The 18,408-nt window shown below is 50.1% G+C and carries 18 protein-coding genes; 5 read left to right on the forward strand and 13 right to left on the reverse strand.

What is annotated here, in order from left to right; translation table 11 throughout:
• Nucleotides 1-13: 13 nt before the first annotated feature.
• A complete protein-coding gene (locus DX130_RS15300) occupies nucleotides 14-1,405 on the reverse strand; it encodes an asparaginase (RefSeq protein WP_116046785.1) in 1,392 nt (463 codons plus the stop codon).
• 299 nt (nucleotides 1,406-1,704) lie between these two features.
• On the opposite strand from DX130_RS15300, the gene DX130_RS15305 reads away from it, so the two are divergent.
• Nucleotides 1,705-2,490: a carbohydrate-binding protein gene (locus tag DX130_RS15305; RefSeq protein WP_116046787.1), complete on the forward strand. Its 786-nt coding sequence runs from the start codon at nucleotides 1,705-1,707 to the stop codon at nucleotides 2,488-2,490.
• A gap of 170 nt (nucleotides 2,491-2,660) precedes the next feature.
• On the opposite strand, the gene DX130_RS15310 is transcribed toward DX130_RS15305, so the two are convergent.
• From DX130_RS15310 to DX130_RS15350, 9 genes are all read right to left on the reverse strand, one after another.
• Nucleotides 2,661-3,401 (reverse strand): N-acetylmuramoyl-L-alanine amidase family protein, encoded by a 741-nt coding sequence (locus DX130_RS15310; protein WP_116046788.1) that lies wholly within the window; start codon nucleotides 3,399-3,401, stop codon nucleotides 2,661-2,663.
• Nucleotides 3,394-4,623 carry a CapA family protein gene (locus DX130_RS15315; protein ID WP_116046790.1) on the reverse strand — a complete coding sequence of 410 codons (1,230 nt, stop codon included), beginning with the start codon at nucleotides 4,621-4,623 and terminating at the stop codon, nucleotides 3,394-3,396. The genes DX130_RS15310 and DX130_RS15315 overlap by 8 nt, the downstream gene beginning before the upstream one ends.
• Nucleotides 4,620-5,381 (reverse strand): M15 family metallopeptidase, encoded by a 762-nt coding sequence (locus DX130_RS15320; RefSeq protein WP_116046791.1) that lies wholly within the window; start codon nucleotides 5,379-5,381, stop codon nucleotides 4,620-4,622. Before DX130_RS15320 ends, DX130_RS15315 begins: the two co-directional genes overlap by 4 nt.
• A 97-nt stretch (nucleotides 5,382-5,478) precedes the next feature.
• Nucleotides 5,479-6,261 (reverse strand): hypothetical protein, encoded by a 783-nt coding sequence (locus DX130_RS15325; protein WP_116046793.1) that lies wholly within the window; start codon nucleotides 6,259-6,261, stop codon nucleotides 5,479-5,481.
• A complete protein-coding gene (locus DX130_RS15330; protein ID WP_116046794.1) occupies nucleotides 6,258-7,697 on the reverse strand; it encodes a sensor histidine kinase in 1,440 nt (479 codons plus the stop codon). Before DX130_RS15330 ends, DX130_RS15325 begins: the two co-directional genes overlap by 4 nt.
• Nucleotides 7,698-7,700: 3 nt before the next feature.
• Complete coding sequence (locus DX130_RS15335) at nucleotides 7,701-8,357, reverse strand: response regulator transcription factor (protein WP_116046796.1); 657 nt, start codon at nucleotides 8,355-8,357, stop codon at nucleotides 7,701-7,703.
• Nucleotides 8,358-8,572: 215 nt separating this feature from the next.
• The gene (aroC, locus tag DX130_RS15340) at nucleotides 8,573-9,628 is read right to left on the reverse strand and encodes a chorismate synthase (protein ID WP_116046798.1); all 1,056 of its coding nucleotides are present in this window, start codon (nucleotides 9,626-9,628) and stop codon (nucleotides 8,573-8,575) included.
• A gap of 146 nt (nucleotides 9,629-9,774) precedes the next feature.
• Nucleotides 9,775-10,221 carry a YdeI/OmpD-associated family protein gene (locus DX130_RS15345; RefSeq protein ID WP_116046800.1) on the reverse strand — a complete coding sequence of 149 codons (447 nt, stop codon included), beginning with the start codon at nucleotides 10,219-10,221 and terminating at the stop codon, nucleotides 9,775-9,777.
• A 133-nt stretch (nucleotides 10,222-10,354) separates the two neighbouring features.
• Nucleotides 10,355-10,750 carry a winged helix-turn-helix transcriptional regulator gene (locus tag DX130_RS15350; protein ID WP_116046801.1) on the reverse strand — a complete coding sequence of 132 codons (396 nt, stop codon included), beginning with the start codon at nucleotides 10,748-10,750 and terminating at the stop codon, nucleotides 10,355-10,357.
• Between the two features lie 143 nt (nucleotides 10,751-10,893).
• Here DX130_RS15350 and DX130_RS15355 point away from each other — a divergent pair, with 143 nt between their 5' ends.
• Together DX130_RS15355 and DX130_RS15360 are read left to right on the forward strand one after the other, a co-directional pair.
• Complete coding sequence (locus DX130_RS15355) at nucleotides 10,894-12,105, forward strand: MFS transporter (RefSeq protein ID WP_116046803.1); 1,212 nt, start codon at nucleotides 10,894-10,896, stop codon at nucleotides 12,103-12,105.
• A 65-nt stretch (nucleotides 12,106-12,170) separates the two neighbouring features.
• The gene (locus tag DX130_RS15360) at nucleotides 12,171-13,013 is read left to right on the forward strand and encodes an aldo/keto reductase (protein ID WP_116047235.1); all 843 of its coding nucleotides are present in this window, start codon (nucleotides 12,171-12,173) and stop codon (nucleotides 13,011-13,013) included.
• A 78-nt stretch (nucleotides 13,014-13,091) separates the two neighbouring features.
• Here the strand turns inward: DX130_RS15360 and DX130_RS15365 are convergent, their stop codons facing one another.
• Entirely contained in the window at nucleotides 13,092-14,864 is a 1,773-nt protein-coding gene (locus DX130_RS15365; RefSeq protein WP_116046804.1) for a glycerophosphodiester phosphodiesterase, read from the reverse strand.
• 79 nt (nucleotides 14,865-14,943) lie between these two features.
• A complete protein-coding gene (locus DX130_RS15370; protein WP_116046806.1) occupies nucleotides 14,944-16,044 on the reverse strand; it encodes a branched-chain amino acid aminotransferase in 1,101 nt (366 codons plus the stop codon).
• Between the two features lie 122 nt (nucleotides 16,045-16,166).
• On the opposite strand from DX130_RS15370, the gene DX130_RS15375 reads away from it, so the two are divergent.
• Both DX130_RS15375 and DX130_RS15380 read left to right on the forward strand, forming a co-directional pair.
• Entirely contained in the window at nucleotides 16,167-17,066 is a 900-nt protein-coding gene (locus DX130_RS15375) for a LysR family transcriptional regulator (RefSeq protein ID WP_116046808.1), read from the forward strand.
• 114 nt (nucleotides 17,067-17,180) lie between these two features.
• Nucleotides 17,181-17,471, forward strand: coding sequence for a VOC family protein (locus tag DX130_RS15380; protein ID WP_116046810.1), 291 nt, complete (start codon nucleotides 17,181-17,183; stop codon nucleotides 17,469-17,471).
• Between the two features lie 15 nt (nucleotides 17,472-17,486).
• Here the strand turns inward: DX130_RS15380 and DX130_RS15385 are convergent, their stop codons facing one another.
• A complete protein-coding gene (locus DX130_RS15385) occupies nucleotides 17,487-18,374 on the reverse strand; it encodes an AraC family transcriptional regulator (RefSeq protein ID WP_116046812.1) in 888 nt (295 codons plus the stop codon).
• Nucleotides 18,375-18,408 lie beyond the last annotated feature (34 nt).

Here is an 18,408-nt window from a genome sequence, read left to right on the forward strand (position 1 = left end):
TCCTCCTTCGTTATTATGGCGTTACTTCTATCAGCTCTGGCGTCTCCGTCGGCTCGATTACCGGCGTCTCTGCCCCAGGCGACTCTGTTCCACTCTCAGTCTCTCCTCCGCTTTCTTCCGGCGCTGTTGTCTCACTGCCTGTCTCTGGACCCGTCACAACAGGCTCTTCTTCCTCAACAGAGGTCGTTACGACTGTGTCGGCATCTACCGAGATTTCCACATCTTGCGTGCCGAATGTGGTGAACCAGCCCCGAATCGTCGGAACATCATTTGTAAAGGCCAAGGACAGAAGCAACAGCATGCGGGCATGCGCCGCATTCAGATTGTCGCCGCCAATCGTATTGCCGCTGCCGCTGTCATAGATCGAGCCGGAACCGGTTCTCGTCGTGGAGACAAACACAACACCGTGATCTCTGATCGCTGACGAACGCGCTGCGCTCATTTTCGAGGAGATGCCTCCGGCACCTGTGCCCGCTGTCACAATCCCTTTTGCACCGTCTTCTACAAAACCGCGAATGGCGCCGCCGCCCGCCTCCTGATAGTTATAGGCAATTTCGACAACAGGCAGATTGTCCTTCGCAATCTTCGTCAGGTCGAACGGCGATTTCCATGCTTCCGTGCCCGCTTTCATCGCTCTTGCCGGGGCGCGATAGATTCTGACGGCTGGATCGTCCACGTAACCAAGCGCACCGAACATGGGGGTATCGAATGTGTCCATCCGGTGAGAGTTCGACTTCGTCACCTCACGAGCTGCGAAGATGACGTCGTTCAGCATAACGACCGTGCCAAACCATTTCGTTTTATTGCTGCTTGCTACTTTAATAGCCTGATAGAGATTCGCCGGCCCGTCTGTTCCGATGACATCCCAAGGTCTCATCGCCCCCGTCACAACGACCGGCTTCTCGCTGCGAACCGTGAGGTCCAGGAAGTAAGCGATCTCCTCCATCGTATCTGTGCCAGTCGTCACGACCGCGCTATCGTAGATTTCAAGAGCGGCGTCTACAGCCAGAGAAAGATCATACAGCTCCTTAATCGAGTATCCGCCTGATCCCTTATTACCGAATTGGAAGGTCGACACGTCCGCTGTCTTATGAACCGGCAGCTGCGCTACCAGATCCGCCATCGGATATGTGCCTGCCGCGTAGCTTTGAAAATTCGTCTTATCGCCATTCCGAGCAGCGCCAGCAAGGGTACCGCCTGTTGCAACAACAATGACATTAGGCAAAGAAGATGCTTTGTGAGCTTCTGAAATAGCCGGGATATCAAAAGTCGGCAATTGGACAGGCTCAGCAGCGCTAACCAGGCTTCTGGTTAACAGTGTCCCTGTCATCGTTGCAAGCAGTGCAAGGATCAGCAATGGGATAAGTACTTTCTTTTGTAACATACTACTAACTCGTTGTGTCATAATCATCAGCTCCTCAACCTATTTTTCTATCAAATTTGATTATGATCATAGCACGTGTTATGTAATCTAACAATGAAATTACATGGATAATGTGGTTATTTCTAGTGTTTTGCGAGGTTTATCGTAAAATAAAATATTTATATGTTATATCAATGTTATGTATAGCTGAATCAATGTCATGTAACGTGTCATGAAAATTTTACTTCATCAGGTTAATGAACTCCCTATACTAAGCACTGATCAGAGGGCATATAGTTATAGCGCTATACCAAAAAATCCATTTTCAGGGGGAATTATGTATGCGTAAAAGGATGACAAAGGTGACCGCTTTATGGCTTACACTTGCTTTTCTTATGGTGTCGCTCTTCACTCCAATTGCCGGTGCACAATCCAGCGCCCCGCTTCAAGTGTCTGCACAAGGAATCGCTTGGGGAATTGGCACCAGCTATGAAACGGCTGTCATAGATTTGCGTATTACGAATTTCTATGTAGACCCCGCCAGAAACCATACGATTTCCCCATGGGTGCTTCAATTCGATTTTGGCGGTGATATTGAATCGGTCACAGGCGCAATCATAACGGCCAAGGAAGGAAATCGCTATACGTTGAAGGGGGATACCGACACGGATCTTTCATACGGGGAAACGCTGGACCTGCGAATCACAACCAAGCTGAACGGAGCAGCGTCAGCTTCATTCCAGAACCTTACACTGCGTCCGGAAGTGATTGCGGCTCCTTGGCGGTGGCTGGGCACATACAAGGCGAATGACATTGTGGAGTATAACGGCGTCTATTACAAAGCGATTCAAGCCCATACTGCTTACGCTACGAACTGGACGCCCTCTCAGACACCGGCGTTATGGCAACCAACGAGCATTGAATCCTACTCTTACACGGCATCGGCTGAGGTCGATCTGACTATTATAGATACATGGGCACTCGGAGGCACGTACACTGCTGGGCAAATTATATTCCATGAAGGCCTGTTCTACAGCTGCGTACAATCTCATGTCGCATACGCCCCGAACTGGTATCCAGGCCCTCAAACCGCAAGCTTATGGAAGAAAGCTTCACTTGTATTCTAAATAAGACCGCGGTCAGAGAAATAACCAATTGTATAGCAAAAAAGAGACAGGACCGAATTCAAACGGCCTGTCTCTTTTATGGAAGGCTGCAAAATTGCAACTAGTAATGAGGATCATCTATTCATGCCGTACACTATACGATAAATGGAATAATAGCTTTTGTCCCAGTCTTATTTGCCTTCAAAATATTGCTTTAACCCATCTACAATCGCCTGGGCAACGCGGTCTTGCCTCGCATTATCGAGCATCTTCGCCTCTTCCTGCGGATTCGTCATAAACCCGACTTCCAGTAGAATCGATGGCCGTTCACTACCTACCAGAACGCGCCACTGCTCTTGTTTCACTCCCCGATCCGGAAAGCCTGTTGCCTCGATCAGCTTGCTGTGAATCGTCTCGGCAAGCGGTATGCTGATTAAGGAATCGTAGTAGGTCTCCGTCCCGGAAATGTTCGGATTCGTATACGTATTGCCATGAATAGAGAGGAACGCATCAGCCTCCAATTGATTCGAATAAGCAGAGCGCTCATCCAGATCCAGAAACGTATCATCATTCCGGGTCATATAGGGATCAAACTTGGGATCTTGCTGAAGCAGAGCATACACTTTCTTGGCCAGCGCCAACGTATAGTCCTTCTCCTCTGCTCCGCTTGCTCCGTTGGCACCAGGGTCCTTGCCGCCATGTCCTGCATCGATGACGATCGTATGTCCACTCTTATGGCTGGCAACGGTCACATCACGTTCGCCTATTGGTGCCGATAAGACAGGGTCCACAACCAGCCTTCCTGTGGAATTCAAATCAAATTGATTCAAGAAGATCGCAATCAACGCGACAACTCCGAGTAGAATGACCATGTTGCGAAACCATAGTCCTTTGCGATAGGCCGGCCTTTGTCTTATATTCGGATCAATCATCTTGTGCGCTCACACCCATCTGTGACATCGTATCCTGATAGGATCGTTCCATCCTTGCCTTGAAGGCAGGCGGCAGATCAAGGTTGCTGCTATAATCTTCGGCGGGAAGAATCCGGTAGGTGAAGGCCGTCTGCCCCTGCTCTACATCCCGGTACACCCATGTCGGTACATAATCGACCTTGTGAATGCTTGTTGCGCCTGACTGCTTGTCCTTGCGAATCTCGAATTGAACAATAACGCCGTCCTCCGTGAAGACATTATCCAGCGTCTCCTGTCGCTGATTGGAGATGAAATTGCCCATGGAGTAGACGACGAACGTCTTATGATCTCCACTCTCCAGCCAATCGGACTTCTGGATGACATGAGGATGACTGCCCAGTATAATATCTACGCCGAAACTCGATAATCGTTGCGCGAGATTGATCTGTCCGCTTGAAGGCTCACGTTCATATTCACTGCCCCAATGAAGCGAAGCAACGATGAGATCAGCTCCTTGTTCCTTGGCGTAGTCGATATCTTCCTTCATCTTCGCCTCATCCACTTTGTTCATCATCGCATCCAGCTCCTCCGGGGTCAGCAGGCTCTCCAAGCCATTCAAGCTTTCTGTGTAGGACATAAAGGCGAGCTTGATTCCCTTCACTTCTTTCATCAGCACTCTTGTACCAGGACGGCTTGCATAAGTGCCGACTGTGTCCAATCCACGGCTCTTAATCGTATCCAATGTCCGTATGACACCCTGTCTCCCTGTATCCAGGCTGTGGTTATTGGCTGTCGTCAAAATATCGAACCCTGCATCCTTCAGCGCATCCACCGCTTCATCCGGCGAGTTGAATCTTGGATATCCTTGATGCCTATAAGGATCGGTGCCTGCCGTCGTCGTCTCGAAGTTGGCGATAGCGATATCTGCCCCGGCGATTATGGGCTTCACTTGTTCAAAGACCGGCTTGAAATCATACCCGCCCGATGTCAATCTTGCGCTCTCCAGCTGGGCATTATGAAACATCACATCGCCTACAGCCACCATATGAATGGTCTCGTACGTAGCCTCCCCGTTCGCAATCGGTGCAGGCGACTCGGAAGCGCCCGTTCCGTCCGTTCCCTGCGTTCTTACATGCTGGAGCCAGCTAACCGCTCCGATTGCAAGACCAATTACGGCAATAGTTGCAATGCCTCCGACGAGCCATTTTCGCTTCCCGTTGCCCCTTCTGCTCCTGCTCCTCATTTCGCTTGCTTCCCGCTTGTATATTCTTCATACGTCTGCCCGCTCTCGAACACTTTCGTCGCCAGCTCGATGCCCAGGTAACGGATATGCCATGGCTCATAGATATAACCCGTTATGCCCTCTTGGCCTTTGGGATATCGGATAATGAAGCCATACAGATGGGCGTTATCCGCCAGCCAGCGGCCTTCGTCCGTCTCTCCGAATGCCTCCTGCAATCCCTTGGACACGCTGTCGCTTGTCACATCCATCGCCAGCCCTGTCTGGTGCTCACTCTGTCCGGCCTTAGCGCTATAGCGGTTAGCTGCCGCCTCTCCTTCCCTGCTCACATAATCAGCGAACAAGGCCTGCTGCGTCTCATAGGAACGATAACCTGAGCGTGCATAAAGCTTGTACCCCTTTTTCTCCGCCCCATCGAACAACTGTTTAAGCGCCTTAGCAGCATCTTCCCTCAATTGGTTCACTTCTGGATTCTTGAACACTGTCGGTACATCTACCGCTACCAGATCATCGGGCGCATAAGAATTTTGCAGGGGATGAGTCTTATTTACAAGCGCGGCAAGCGCAGGATCAGCTAGCTCCTCCTCGCCTTGCGAGCCGGAAGGGTTGTTACTTGTTACCGGATCAATCTGGGAAGAGCCTCCCGCTTTCGTCCCGCTCTCTCCACCCTTCATCGTCCCATCCGAGCATGCGGCCATCATAATGGAAAGAGCTAGAACAGCCGTGCATACAGTCAGATAGGTCCATCTTTTTTTCCTCATATCAGGTACTCCTTTTCGTCTATCGTGGTTGACATGCTGTAAATGTAACAGAGCCAAATATGAGAAGTTAGATGAAGTTGTAATGGAGTTGTAAAATCTATTGCTTATTATTTTTCTCGTACATATAAGTCATCTTCACCTTATTCAACAAAAACTGCAAAACGGTCATCATATCCTTATAGAAACCAACGGTCTGACCTGTCGGAGCGTTCAGCATCACACTTAAAACGACCTCGTCAGTGCCCTTCTTCGTATAATAAAACTCAACACTCCCGCGATAATAAAAATTGTCGCCAAGTTGGAGATCACTGAGCTTATAGTCCCCGATATCCTTCACGAACTCATCGGCATAGCCTACAAGCTGATTATGCGAAAGCTCATTCTTCGACATCGTCTTGCCTAGATCGTTCACCTTCGATAATCCAAGCACTTCCCCATCCTTCGCGTTAATAACGACGCCGTATACATCCGAAGGATCATAGATGTTCAAGACGGTAGCCATATAAATGCCACTAGCCACTTTCTTCAAAGGCTCCTTGTATTCAACCAGAAAGCCCCTTTCCCTATCGACATTCTGGGTAGCATCGGCTAGAAGCGACTTGATTCCTTGCTGGTCCATGAAATACATTTCGAACTGAATATCGTCAAGCGACAGATTGTTCTCAAAATATTTGTTTACCGCGTTCATGCTAAGCGTCTTAACCGTCTCTTCGGATAATACGCCATTGTACTCCACAACATCGCCCGGCTTCTCCTGTGGAATTTCTTTGACCATAACCGTGTCCTTCGGTATACCCGAAAAAAAGTCGGCACAGCCGCTCAAGGTCATGCTCATCAACGAAATAATAATGGCTATAGCCGTAAACTTTACACCTTTCATGGAGCATCCTCACTTCCTTCACGACACGGCGGAAAGACGATCCTAATCGTCGTACCAACTCCAACCTCGCTGTCGACTTCAATCTCGGCATGATGGATGTCGGCTATGCTTCGGCATATGGACAACCCCAGCCCCGCTCCATTGTTATTGCGCGTTCTAGCCTTGTCTGCCATATAGAATGGCTCGAAGATCTTGTCAATATGCTCTTGCGATATCCCGCTGCCTTCATCCGCGACCTCCAGTATACAACTGCCCCTCTGATCCAACGTGCGAATCATCACTTTGCCTTCCTCGCTGGAAGCCTTCACGGCATTGTCGATGAGATTAAAAATAACGATTTTGATCAAATCCTTCTCCAGTGGAAGCCGGCAATCCTGACAATCCATCTCAAGCTGAATCCCCTTGGACGCCACAATTTGCTTGAGCGAAGGCTCCAGCTCCGTTACGACATCCTTCAGATTACCCTTCTTCATCTGGAATTGATGGTCCTTCAGCAAGATCAAGTCCATTAATTTAGTGGCCAGCGACTCCAGCCGCTTTCCTTCGCTATAAATGACGTTCAAGCCCTCCAGAAAGGTTGCTTCATCATATTTGGTCGACCTCATATAATTGGCATATCCAATAATGGAGGTTAACGGGGTTTTCAATTCATGCGTAATATTGTTAATAAATCGCTGCTTCTCGCCATTATTGCGTTCCAACTCAATGATTTTGTCTTCGACGACCGCAGCCATCTCATTGAAATTCGTTGCCAACACGCCAATCTCATCCCTGGATTTGAGATGTACCCGCTCCGAGAAGTCGCCTTGCGCAATCTCCTTGGCGCTGCGAACCATCGTCTCAATCGGCTTGGTCAACCCTTTACTGATGAAAAACATGACAATAATGTAGATCAGACACGCGACAACATCCATCTGCACAAAAAACGTATACTGATCCATCCGCTCCGCATAGAGCGGGGTTACATCTTTGATATAACTGAACACATAGCTCTTGTGATTAATGTCTGTCACGTTCGCCGTGAACAGCAGGGTTCGCTCGCCAATGTCCCGCAATATATATTTGATTTCCCCCGGCGCCAGTTTATTGCGCTCCTCGCGCTCGGAGGGCATGGCAAAGTCCAGATTGCTGAATACCGTCTTGTCCTTGTCGTCGGCAATCTCCAGATAGCTGCCCTGGTCGCTGTTACGCCTTACGAACTGATTGGCAATATTCGTCAGTACGGTCTTCTCATAGTCGATGGAATCATAAATGCGCAAGATCGGTACAACCGCATTGACACTGGAATTGATGCTCATATTCGCGCTTAGCGTATTCGTAATCTCCTGCTGAAGCATCTTGCTGTGATTGCGCTCAATGACCATGATGGAAGCCGCATTAAAAATAATGATGAAGGTCAGAATGGAGAACAGGCATATTTTTTGCCAAAATTTCATCGGCTAATCCTCCAGCCTGTATCCGATTTTATAAATCGTCTTAATATGATCCTGCAGGTTCAGCTTCTTCCTGAGAGACTTGATATGCATGTCCACTGTACGGGTCTCCCCGTAGAAATCTCCGCCCCATACCTTCTCGATGAATTGTTCCCGAGATAGAGCGATATTTTTATTTTTGAGCAAAACAAGAAGCAGCTCGTATTCCTTGGGCGTTAGCTCGACGACCTCCTCGCGGACAGTCACCTCCCGCTTGTCTATATACACGTTGATATCTTGAAACGACATAATCGTTTCTTCTTTTCCATATCGCCGAAGCACAGTCTCCATGCGAGCCAGCAGCTCAATCGCTTCGAACGGCTTGACCATATAATCATCCGCCCCCAGCTTCAAACCGATTACTTTGTCGAAGACGGCGTTTTTGGCAGTTAGGAAAATAACCGGAATTTGCATGGGACGTATCTTCTCCATCAGCTCGAAACCATCCATGCGCGGAATCATGACATCCAGCAAAATCAGATCAAACTTTCCGCCCTTGATTCGATCCAGCGCCTCCATGCCGTCATACACTTGCTCCGTCTCATAACCTACAAGTGTCAGGTTCATCTTAATAATATTGGATATATGAATGTCGTCCTCGACGATTAGAATGCGTTTCTTCATCTTCGTTCCTCCCTGCCCCAATCATCCGAGCTGGCTACATCTTATTGTATACGAGCCGCCATGCCGGCTGGAGCTGCAATTTCTTCCACTCTTCTTCAACATAGCATAGATGGACAAGAGGAGGAAAGCCCGCTGTGATTGCATGCACAGCAAAAAGCCCGGCAGCGGCTTCGTCTAGAAGCGCTGTCGGACTCTTTTGGTTCAGCTATGATGCCTTACCCGTGCAATGCAGCCTGTCTCTTGTAATGATCCTCCAGAACGAGGCTGGCCATCGCTTCCACAACAGGGACAATTCTCGGACAAATACAAGGATCATGTCTTCCTTCGGTGCGGATCTCCCGCTCCTCGCCCTCTTTGTTAATCGTCCGTTGCGGAGACGAAATCGACGAAGTCGGTTTGACCGCTACCCGGAAGATGATCTCCTCGCCTGTGCTGATGCCGCCGACGATGCCCCCTGCGTGGTTGGTCAAAAATCCGTTCTTGTCCATCGCGTCGTTATGCTCGCTGCCCTGCATGGAGGCCGCAGCAAAGCCTTCGCCAAATTCAATGCCCTTTACCGCTCCGATGGAGAGCATCGCCTTCGCCAGCTCGGCATCCAGCTTATCGAAGGTAGGCTCGCCAATACCAGGCGCTACGCCTCTGATTCGGCATTCTACGATACCGCCGCAGCTATCTCCGATCGCCGCCAGTGATTCAATCTTCTGCACCATTTTCACAGCGACTTCCGGGTCGCATGCCCGAACGGGATTTTGCTCAATAATACTCTCGTCAAAGGTCTGGCACTTGATGTCTCCAACCTGTGTCGTGTAGGCGACGATCGATACGCCTCTGCCCTCCAGCGACTTGCGGGCTACAGCTCCTCCGGCTACCCTTCCAGCTGTCTCTCTGCCCGACGCTCTTCCGCTGCCCCGGTAATCCCGGTGTCCGTACTTCTGATCGTACGTAAAGTCGGCATGTCCCGGCCGATACAGCAGCTTGATATCACTATAAGCTTCGGGTCTCATATCCGTGTTCTGCAATTGAATGCTGAGCGGAGCTCCCGTCGTCTTGCCTTCGAACACGCCGGACAGAATACGGATCTTGTCGTATTCCTTCCGCGGAGTCGTAACGGAGGATTGACCCGGCTTTCTGCGGTCCATCTGCACCTGTATATAGGCTTCATCTATTTCCATTCCCGGCGTTACCCCGTCGACAATAACACCGACCGCAACGCCATGGGATTCGCCAAACGTAGTAATTTTGAAACGTTCTCCGAATGTACTTCCCGCCATACTGATTCACCTCGTTAAATTTATGATCTTACTCTCATTGTAGAGAATGAATTGAAATTAATGAAATCACAATTTCCTATAGCAGTCATAGATTGAATCTATAACACCATCCTATCGATGATACCGATCTATTCACGGCTCGCTTCTTACACTTTGCCTTCTTTCAGCGATTCCACCGCTTTGTGAATGCGGCGCTCGCGTGTCTCGGCTGTCTTCGCTTGCCCGATTTGGTACACGATTCGGTTCTTATTGCTGTAATTCAAACCTGCAAAAAACGATGCCGCCGCTTCCTCTTGAGCCAGCGCTGCCGCAAGATCATGGGGCACTACGATCTCCCTTGGCTCCGTATCCAGCGTTAGCTCTACCTCTACCTGATCGCCTGCCGCAACGCCCGCGCCTTGGCGATTCTCCGCGCTAAGCGGCAGCATGAATTTGCCGTCCATCACAGCAACGGTGCTTCGGTACGTATAGTCGCCAATCTTCACGACAACGCGAGGCTTCTTGGTTGGGCCCATAGCCTCCACTACTTCACGAGGCACCTCGAAGCCCGTCGCCGTCTTGCCTCCCAATATAATTTCCGTACGAAACTTCATCAATCATTCCCCTCCCATGACTGGTACATATCTAATGGCGCTTTATCCAAAAATAACGACAGTAGACTGGTGAAGCGTTGCAAGTCAACGTTCGGCGCCTGTTGGCGTCATTAAATCATTTGCATCTCGTCCGCTATACGTTGTTCTTATCTTTATTGTTTAATATATTGTCCTCAAGAACGGCAAACTTGTCGCCATATTCCCGAATAATATGGTGCTCACCCCAATTGCATAAAGCATCCAGTATGGTCCGGAGACTGTTGCCATATTCGCTAAGCTCATATTCAACCTTGGGAGGCACCTGGTTGTAGACAATCCGGTTCACGATGCCGTCATCCTCCAGTTCTCTTAGCTGCTGCGTCAGCATCTTTTGAGTAATGCCAGGCATAAGTCGTTTAAGATCGCTTGTCCGTCTCTTGCCATGCGTAAGATGGCATAAGATGACGCACTTCCACTTACCCCCAATGACCTCCAGCGTCGCTTCGACCGATATATTATATTTTTTCTTAAGTGCCGCTTCTTTGGCCATCATCGCTTCCTCCTTGCCATACGCTATGGGTACTTTTCAGTGCCTATATTACTTAAAAGTACGTACTGTTCAATTTGGTCTGTGTCATTGATAATAGCACTTACCGGCCGGATATCACAATACGACAGAGAAGGGGTCGACTCATGACAACAGACAAAAAAAGAAGTACGCTGGCGCTGCTCGCTTTGGCTGTCAGCGCCTTTGCAATCGGAACAACCGAGTTTATCAGCGTGGGACTGCTTCCGCTCATTGCCGATGACCTTCATATATCCGTTACCACCGCTGGTCTAACCGTGACCCTATATGCGCTGGGCGTCATGTTCGGAGCACCGGTGCTCACGTCCATGACCTCTCAGGTTCCACGGAAGACGCTGCTCTTCTGGATTATGATCGTATTTATCGCAGGGAATATACTCGCTGCCTTCGCAGGCAGCGTGGCTGTCCTGCTGACTGCCCGCATCATATCGGCGCTGTCGCATGGTGTTTTTATGTCGATCGGCTCCACGATCGCTGCGGATCTCGTGCCGGAGAACCGCCGGGCAAGCGCGATTTCCATTATGTTCTCTGGCCTGACCATCGCCACCGTAACCGGCGTGCCGCTCGGCACCTTCATCGGCCAGCAGCTTGGCTGGCGCGCCGCATTCGTCGCAATCGTCGCTGTCGGCTTGGTCGCACTTTTCGCGAATATGCTGCTAGTGCCTTCCAACCTTCAGAAAGGGGTTAAAGTTCGTCTCGGAGACCAATGGAAGCTGGTGACGAATGGTCGGCTGCTCCTTGCCTTTGCAATTACAGCGTTAGGCTACGGAGGAACGTTTGTCGTCTTTACCTATTTATCTCCTCTGCTTCATGATATTACAGGATTCAACGAGGGGACTGTGGCTGTTTTACTGCTGCTGTACGGTATCGCCATTGCCATCGGCAACATCATCGGTGGCAAAGCGGCCAACCGCAAGCCGACTCAAGCGCTATTCTATATGTTCGCCATTCAGGCGGTCGTTCTGGTTATCCTGGCATTTACCGCACCATACAAGGTCGCCGGGCTGATCACCATATTTTTTATGGGCTTGTTCGCCTTTATGAACGTTCCCGGGCTGCAAGTATATGTCGTGATGCTCGCCGAGCGATTCGCCCCGGAAGGGAAAGACGTAGCTTCCGCAGTCAATATCGCCGCCTTTAACGCCGGTATTGCAATCGGCGCTTACTTGGGGGGCATCATTACCGATTCCATCGGCTTGATCCATACTACATGGATCGGAGCCATCATGGTGGGAGCCGCCGTCTTGCTGACGGGCTGGGCCCGTGTGCTGGACAAACGGGATGAAGGCACTGTGTCTGCATCCCAACAAGTAGCGTAAAGCTAACAAATCACCCTATCTATCATTACTTTTAACCAACTAAACCCTATTGGAGGACTATCATGATGTTGAATCATTTGCAAGATACTGTTACTTTGCACAATGGCGTAGCTATGCCGGGCTTTGGACTTGGCGTATTTAAGGTGGAAGAAGGTCCGACGGTCGTTCAAGCGGTGAAGGCAGCTATCGCGAATGGCTACCGAAGCATCGATACAGCTGCGATCTATGGCAACGAACAAACCGTAGGCCAAGGCATCCAAGAAGCGTTGGCAGAAAACCATCTGACTAGAGAAGACATCTTCGTGACATCCAAGGTGTGGAATGCAGATCTGGGTTACGAAGCAACCTTGGCCGCTTACGAGACGAGCCTTCAGAAGCTTGGGCTCGACTACCTTGATCTCTACCTCATTCACTGGCCTGTACAAGGTAAATATAAAGACGCATGGAGAGCTCTAGAGACCCTATATGAAGCTGGCAAAGTGAAAGCCATCGGCGTCAGCAACTTCCAGATCCATCATCTTCAGGATGTGATAGCTGATGCAAAGATCAAGCCGATGGTCAATCAAGTGGAGCTTCATCCGCGTCTAACACAGAAGGAACTGCTGAACTTTACGAGAGAGCAGGGCATTCAGCTCGAGGCATGGTCGCCGCTTATGCAAGGTGAGCTGCTGGGTAACGAAGTATTGTCGGAAATCGGAGCGAAATACGGCAAGTCGGTGGCGCAAGTTATTTTGCGCTGGGATGTACAACATGGCATCGTCACGATTCCAAAATCGATCAAGGAGCATCGCATCATCGAAAATGCCTCCATCTTTGACTTCGAGCTGAGCCCTGAAGATATGGAGCGCATTGACGCGCTGAACGAGAATCGCCGCGTGGGTCCAGACCCTGACAACTTTGACTTCTAATCCGAGACTACTCAAAGCAATATCCTTTTATAAAGGCAAATGGCCGCTTCCTGATCGATCAGGAAGCGGCCATTGTTGTCACAAGTTAAACTCCACTATCGACTGCGCCATCACAGGATAGTCGGTAATGATGCCATCGATCTGGAATTTCAACACTTCCTTCATATTGCGCCTCGTGTTGACCGTCCACACCCACACCTCGCGTCCGGAGGCATGCGCTTGCTTTACCAGTTGATCCGTCAGCATGACTTGCTCAATCGTGTAGAAGTCTACGTCCAGCGCGGACAGATTGCCCAGCGCAAAATATAAGATCTGGCCGATCTTAATATCCGGCGCAAGCTCTCGAATCAGCTTCAGCGAGTAGCTATCAAAGGACTGGATGTAGACCTCCCCCTCCATCCCATAAGCCTGGACCAGACTGACTACCTCCCTGACAAGCTCGTCGCCCGGCCCGTAAGGCTTCAAGTCAAGCAGCAGCTTAATGCGTCCTTGCGCCTCCGCCAGCGCGTAAGCCAGCGTCGGGATAGGGATGGATTCCATGTGCTCATCCTGCCCGATAGCGAGGCGGCTTAGCTCCTCGTAGGTCAGGTCGGACACGCGGTGGGACACGCCAGCCATCCGGCGCAGATTATAATCATGATGCAGCACGGCTATGCCGTCTTTGGTCAATTGCACGTCTACTTCTACCGACTGAATCCCCTTGTCGATCGCAGCGATAATGGAAGGAATCGAGTTCTCCGGGGCGCTCTCCGCATCGCCGCGATGAGCCGAGATCAGTACATTCCACTTCGCGTAGACGAGACTGTCATTAGCTCTAATCCCTACAAATACAGCCAATCCGATATAGATCACCGCAAGGGATGCATAGATAAGATTCGTCCGTTTCCTTCCCTTTAGAAGGGATACGATTCGCTGCTCCAGCCTGCCCAGCCTGCTCCGATAGATATGCAGGCGATCCTTAGGCTTCCCTCCTTTGGTATGGCCAAAAGAATAGAACAGGCGCGTCAAGAAGATGATGTTGATCGGCATAAGCAACAGCGCAAACATATAAGTCAGTATCGTAGACAACGTCAAGGAATAGTGATTCGAAAACGCCTTAAGCACGTTCATATCCATCCACGCCGGCAAATAAGAGAGCGACGAAATGACCAGAAAACCGGTGCCGAATACGACCGCATTCAGCACGAACAGCCAAAAGAAGAGCTGGAGCCTTCTCCCCCGTGTCAAAGCCTGACTGCTGCGGATCGCTTCCGTAATAGACTTGCCGTCCAGCACGATAAAATGGAGTACAAATATCCACCGCAGCACAGTGTAAAGTACAACTGCAAGCAACAGCACATAGACGATGGTCATCGTATAGGAAGCGTCTAGCACTCTGCTCTGCATGAAGATCGGAAAATTAAAAAGCGCATAAAAAGAAGCCGATAAGGGCGAATCGATAAAGGGGATCAAAATCAGCAGGAAGACGAACAACTGGATAATACCGAAGCCAAGCAGCCTCGGTGTCTGGCGCAGCGTGGTCAAGAGCGCATCCGCGATATTGACCTGCTTGCCGAAGTACCGTTGCTGAACGAGAATGACGAGGACGCACAATTCGATGAACAGCGCAAAAGAAGCGACCAGGCCAATCATGATAAGCCCGAGCACTCCTTCGTAGGTGTAGCCCAGCCGGTATACCTCGCTGTTGAGCAGCGAGCCAGAGCCGACTACGGTTAATATTCGGTTGAAGATAAACGTAATAACAGGAATGATAATGACGCTCGTAAGCAGCATGTACAAGTATTCAAAGAGCAGCAGCTTAGTATAGGAAGTGCGGAAATCGCGAATACTTCTGCCGAGCAACCTGAGCATGTGAATTCATCCTATCTGTGGAAGATGGTTACATACCCATTATACCCTCCAAGCCGCCGCTCCTTGAAGTGATTTTTCATTAACGTACAGATTCAGTCTTGCCCGCGCCTACTTCGCGAGTCCAGCCGAACGGGTCCTCTACCGTTCCGTACTGAATGCCCGTAAGCGTATCGTACAGCTTGTTCGTCAACTCGCCTGTCCGGCCCTCGCCGATAACAAGCTTCTGACCGCCCCAGTTCACTTCGCCAATCGGAGAAATAACGGCAGCCGTTCCTGTGCCGAATGCTTCCTCCAGCAAGCCTTGCTCGGCCGCCTCATAAATTTCGTCGATGGACAATCTTCTTTCCTCTACCGAGATGCCCCAGTGCTTCAATAATTGAAGAACGGAGTTGCGCGTAATACCAGCCAAGATGCTGCCATTCAGCGCCGGAGTAATGACCTTGCCGCCGATCTTGAAGAACACGTTCATGCTGCCGACTTCTTCAATGTACTTGTGCTCTGCGCCGTCCAGCCATAGCACTTGCGTATAGCCCTGCTCCTTCGCGATCTGCTGGGATTTCAAAGCTGCGGCATAGTTGCCGGCTGTCTTCGCCTCACCCACACCACCGACCATCGCGCGAACATAATCGGACTCTACGTAAATTTTCACGGGATTCATGCCTTCCGGATAGTACGCTCCCACCGGAGACATGATGATAATAAATTGATAGTTCTCAGAGGGAGCGACGCCCAGCGTTGCTTGGGTAGCGAACACATAGGGGCGGATATAGAGCGATGTGCCAGGCTCCGTCGGAACCCAATCGGCATCGACTTCGATCAGTCGCTCGAGTGCAGTAATAGCGGTATCAATATCAAGCTCAGGCACACTCATACGATCGTTGGAACGATTCATGCGGGCAAAGTTATCGCGAGGGCGGAATAAGCGAATCCGGCCATCAGCGGTCTTGTATGCCTTCAGCCCTTCGAAGATCGTTTGACCGTAATGAAAGACTTTGGCAGCGGGGTCCAACACGATCGGCTGGTACGGAACAATACGCGGATTATGCCACTCCTGCTCCACGCTGTAGTCCAGTATAAACATATGATCCGTGAAATGAATGCCGAAGCCAAGCCCATCCTGCGGCGGCTTTGCTTTCTTCTGTAGTGTCGTTTCAACGGCTATCGATTGGCTTTGAATCATGAGAGTCCAACTCCTTCGTTCCATACATTGTGATTGAATACTACCATCTTCTGAGGTATATATAAAATATCTAAACTATTCATCATCCATACCTTTAGAGTATGTTAAAGGAGAGCATGACGATGGACATCCGGCAATTGAAATATTTCCTCGCGATCGCGCAGGAAAAGCAAATTACACGCGCAGCAAAACTGCTGCATATGGAGCAGCCTCCCTTGAGCAGACAGCTTATGCTGATGGAGGAGGAGCTTGGGACCCAATTGTTCGAGCGCAGTCGCAAGCAGCTTACGCTGACCGCTGCCGGAGAAGTGCTCCAGGAGCGCGCGGAACAGCTGCTGCTGCAGCTCGACGAGACCATAAAGGAAGTAAAGGAGATCGAATCCGGCGTGCGCGGCACTCTATCGATCGGTGCCGTCGTATCCTGCGTCTCCATTCTGCCGAAGCCAATCCAGCTGCTGCGTGAGACCTATCCTCAAATCACCTTCAAAATCTCTGAAGGCGACCACTTTATTATGGGGCAACTGCTGGAGAAACGATCGGTAGAGCTGGTCATCTCGCGGCTTCCGTTCGAAACGAATATTTTGCCAGGCAAATTAGAGGTTCTTCCGCTGCCATCCGATCCCTACGTAGCCCTTATGCCATCTTCGTGGGCTCCGTCTATCGAGGACAAAAGCATCAGCATGGAAGAGCTTGCGACCTATCCTCTGCTGACACTAAAGACGGACAAGACCACGCGCATGCATGAACAGGTGGTCAATGAGTTCAGACGTCATGGCATCGAGCCTACGATCATATGCGAATGCTCCAGCGTCGCTATTATTATGTCGCTCGTCGCCGCCGGGATCGGAGCCACCGTCTTCCCGAAATCCACGCTGTCTTCGTTTCCTCTGGAAACTGTGACAATGCTCGCTATACGCGATGCCGATTTCCAATCCGAAGTAGGCATTCTATGGCTGAAAGATCAGCGCTTATCGAGGCGCGCCCAACATTTTATCGAATGTTTTCTGTCGGTGGAATCATGAGTAGTCAAGTCACTCTATTACTATACTAAGTTTAACAGGTATAACGTCTGGATCAAAGAGATACATAATAGCAATCGGTAAGAAAGATAAACCAATGCCAATTGTGCTGAAGAAATATTTTCACCTGGATGGTCCTATCTTACCGTTGCACCAAGCCCTAACAACGAGACGGTACTTGAATTAGTTAAGGCAGACACTCCCGAGAGAGAGGCGCTCATCGGAAGACAGGCTGCCGATCAAGTTCATATCATGTTCGCATCGGATGATATCGATGCCGATTACCGGCGTTTGAAGGAACGCGGCGTGAACTTCCATGGACAACCACAATCTGTTCCCGGCGGCAGAGGTGTAGGATTCCAGGATTTATACGGAAATCTGTTCGATTTATATCAATCCGACAAATAAAAAAACCAGTGGCGTTCACTGGTTTTGCACCGGTTGCTTGCGCGAAGCCTTCGGCGTCATGCCGACATGCTTCTTGAATAGCCGATTGAAATTGGTGAGCGAGCGGAAGCCGCATTCCATGGCGACATCGGTCACCTTCATACCGCCTCCCTCCAGCATCGCCACCGCCTGCTCCAGCCGAATATGGATGAGGTACAGCAGAGGAGGAATACCGACAGCCCGCTTGAAGATTTCGCTGAAGCGTGACGGGCTTAAGTACACCAAGGCGGCAAGCTCCTCCAGCGTCCAGGGGTGGGAAAAGTTGTTCTCCATCGTCATTATAACCTGACGCATCTTCTCCAGTTGCTGCTCACTAATGCTGGGCTCCTGCAGGAGAGCGCCAACAGCCCGGCATTCCCGATTAACGGTGGCAAGAAATCGAAGCAGCAGCGAATAGACAATCGATCCGTAAGAGCGCTGCTCCCGTTCATGCTCTTGCTGAAGCTCCATCAGAATACTGCGCAGCTTGCCCATGGACGGATGCTCGCGGTCAATTAAATTCGAAAAACATTTGCCGACATCCCGGAATGGGCTAAGCAGCTCAGGGTCGAATCTGAGATTGCGGACGAACCAGGTAGGATCGAATGTAATAACCGTCATAACAAGATCTTTGCTTTCGTAGGCACAGTGCAGATCGTTGGAATTGATTAGCAGGATATCCCCCTGCTGAAATTCATACTTCTGTCCGTTAATCATGTAGTAGCCCGTTCCGGACTTAATATAATTAATCTCCAGCACGTCATGCCAATGCAGCTTCTGATACAGATGCGTTACGCCAATCGTATCAATGACGAATACAGGATAGTTTTTGTCCAAAATCACTTTTTCCTTCGGAATAGCTTCTTCCCTCATAATCGCTGGCATCGCAAGTCCCCCGTCTTTCGTCTCTTCTAACAGG

Source organism: Paenibacillus paeoniae (assembly GCF_003388735.1).
GTDB classification, from domain to species: Bacteria; Bacillota; Bacilli; order Paenibacillales; family Paenibacillaceae; genus Pristimantibacillus; species Pristimantibacillus paeoniae.

Excerpts from the sequence above, each read along its gene's own strand:
- DX130_RS15345 (WP_116046800.1), bottom strand. The coding sequence starts at position 10,221 with ATGAAGTTTCGTACGGAAATTATATTGGGAGGCAAGACGGCGACGGGC.
- DX130_RS15335 (WP_116046796.1), bottom strand. The coding sequence starts at position 8,357 with ATGAAGAAACGCATTCTAATCGTCGAGGACGACATTCATATATCCAAT.
- DX130_RS15375 (WP_116046808.1), top strand. The coding sequence starts at position 16,167 with ATGGACATCCGGCAATTGAAATATTTCCTCGCGATCGCGCAGGAAAAG.
- DX130_RS15365 (WP_116046804.1), bottom strand. The coding sequence starts at position 14,864 with ATGCTCAGGTTGCTCGGCAGAAGTATTCGCGATTTCCGCACTTCCTAT.
- DX130_RS15310 (WP_116046788.1), bottom strand. The coding sequence starts at position 3,401 with ATGATTGATCCGAATATAAGACAAAGGCCGGCCTATCGCAAAGGACTA.
- aroC (WP_116046798.1), bottom strand. The coding sequence starts at position 9,628 with ATGGCGGGAAGTACATTCGGAGAACGTTTCAAAATTACTACGTTTGGC.
- DX130_RS15350 (WP_116046801.1), bottom strand. The coding sequence starts at position 10,750 with ATGGCCAAAGAAGCGGCACTTAAGAAAAAATATAATATATCGGTCGAA.
- DX130_RS15320 (WP_116046791.1), bottom strand. The coding sequence starts at position 5,381 with ATGAGGAAAAAAAGATGGACCTATCTGACTGTATGCACGGCTGTTCTA.
- DX130_RS15315 (WP_116046790.1), bottom strand. The coding sequence starts at position 4,623 with ATGAGGAGCAGGAGCAGAAGGGGCAACGGGAAGCGAAAATGGCTCGTC.
- DX130_RS15355 (WP_116046803.1), top strand. The coding sequence starts at position 10,894 with ATGACAACAGACAAAAAAAGAAGTACGCTGGCGCTGCTCGCTTTGGCT.
- DX130_RS15370 (WP_116046806.1), bottom strand. The coding sequence starts at position 16,044 with ATGATTCAAAGCCAATCGATAGCCGTTGAAACGACACTACAGAAGAAA.
- DX130_RS15305 (WP_116046787.1), top strand. The coding sequence starts at position 1,705 with ATGCGTAAAAGGATGACAAAGGTGACCGCTTTATGGCTTACACTTGCT.
- DX130_RS15330 (WP_116046794.1), bottom strand. The coding sequence starts at position 7,697 with ATGAAATTTTGGCAAAAAATATGCCTGTTCTCCATTCTGACCTTCATC.
- DX130_RS15325 (WP_116046793.1), bottom strand. The coding sequence starts at position 6,261 with ATGAAAGGTGTAAAGTTTACGGCTATAGCCATTATTATTTCGTTGATG.
- DX130_RS15385 (WP_116046812.1), bottom strand. The coding sequence starts at position 18,374 with ATGCCAGCGATTATGAGGGAAGAAGCTATTCCGAAGGAAAAAGTGATT.
- DX130_RS15300 (WP_116046785.1), bottom strand. The coding sequence starts at position 1,405 with ATGACACAACGAGTTAGTAGTATGTTACAAAAGAAAGTACTTATCCCA.
- DX130_RS15360 (WP_116047235.1), top strand. The coding sequence starts at position 12,171 with ATGTTGAATCATTTGCAAGATACTGTTACTTTGCACAATGGCGTAGCT.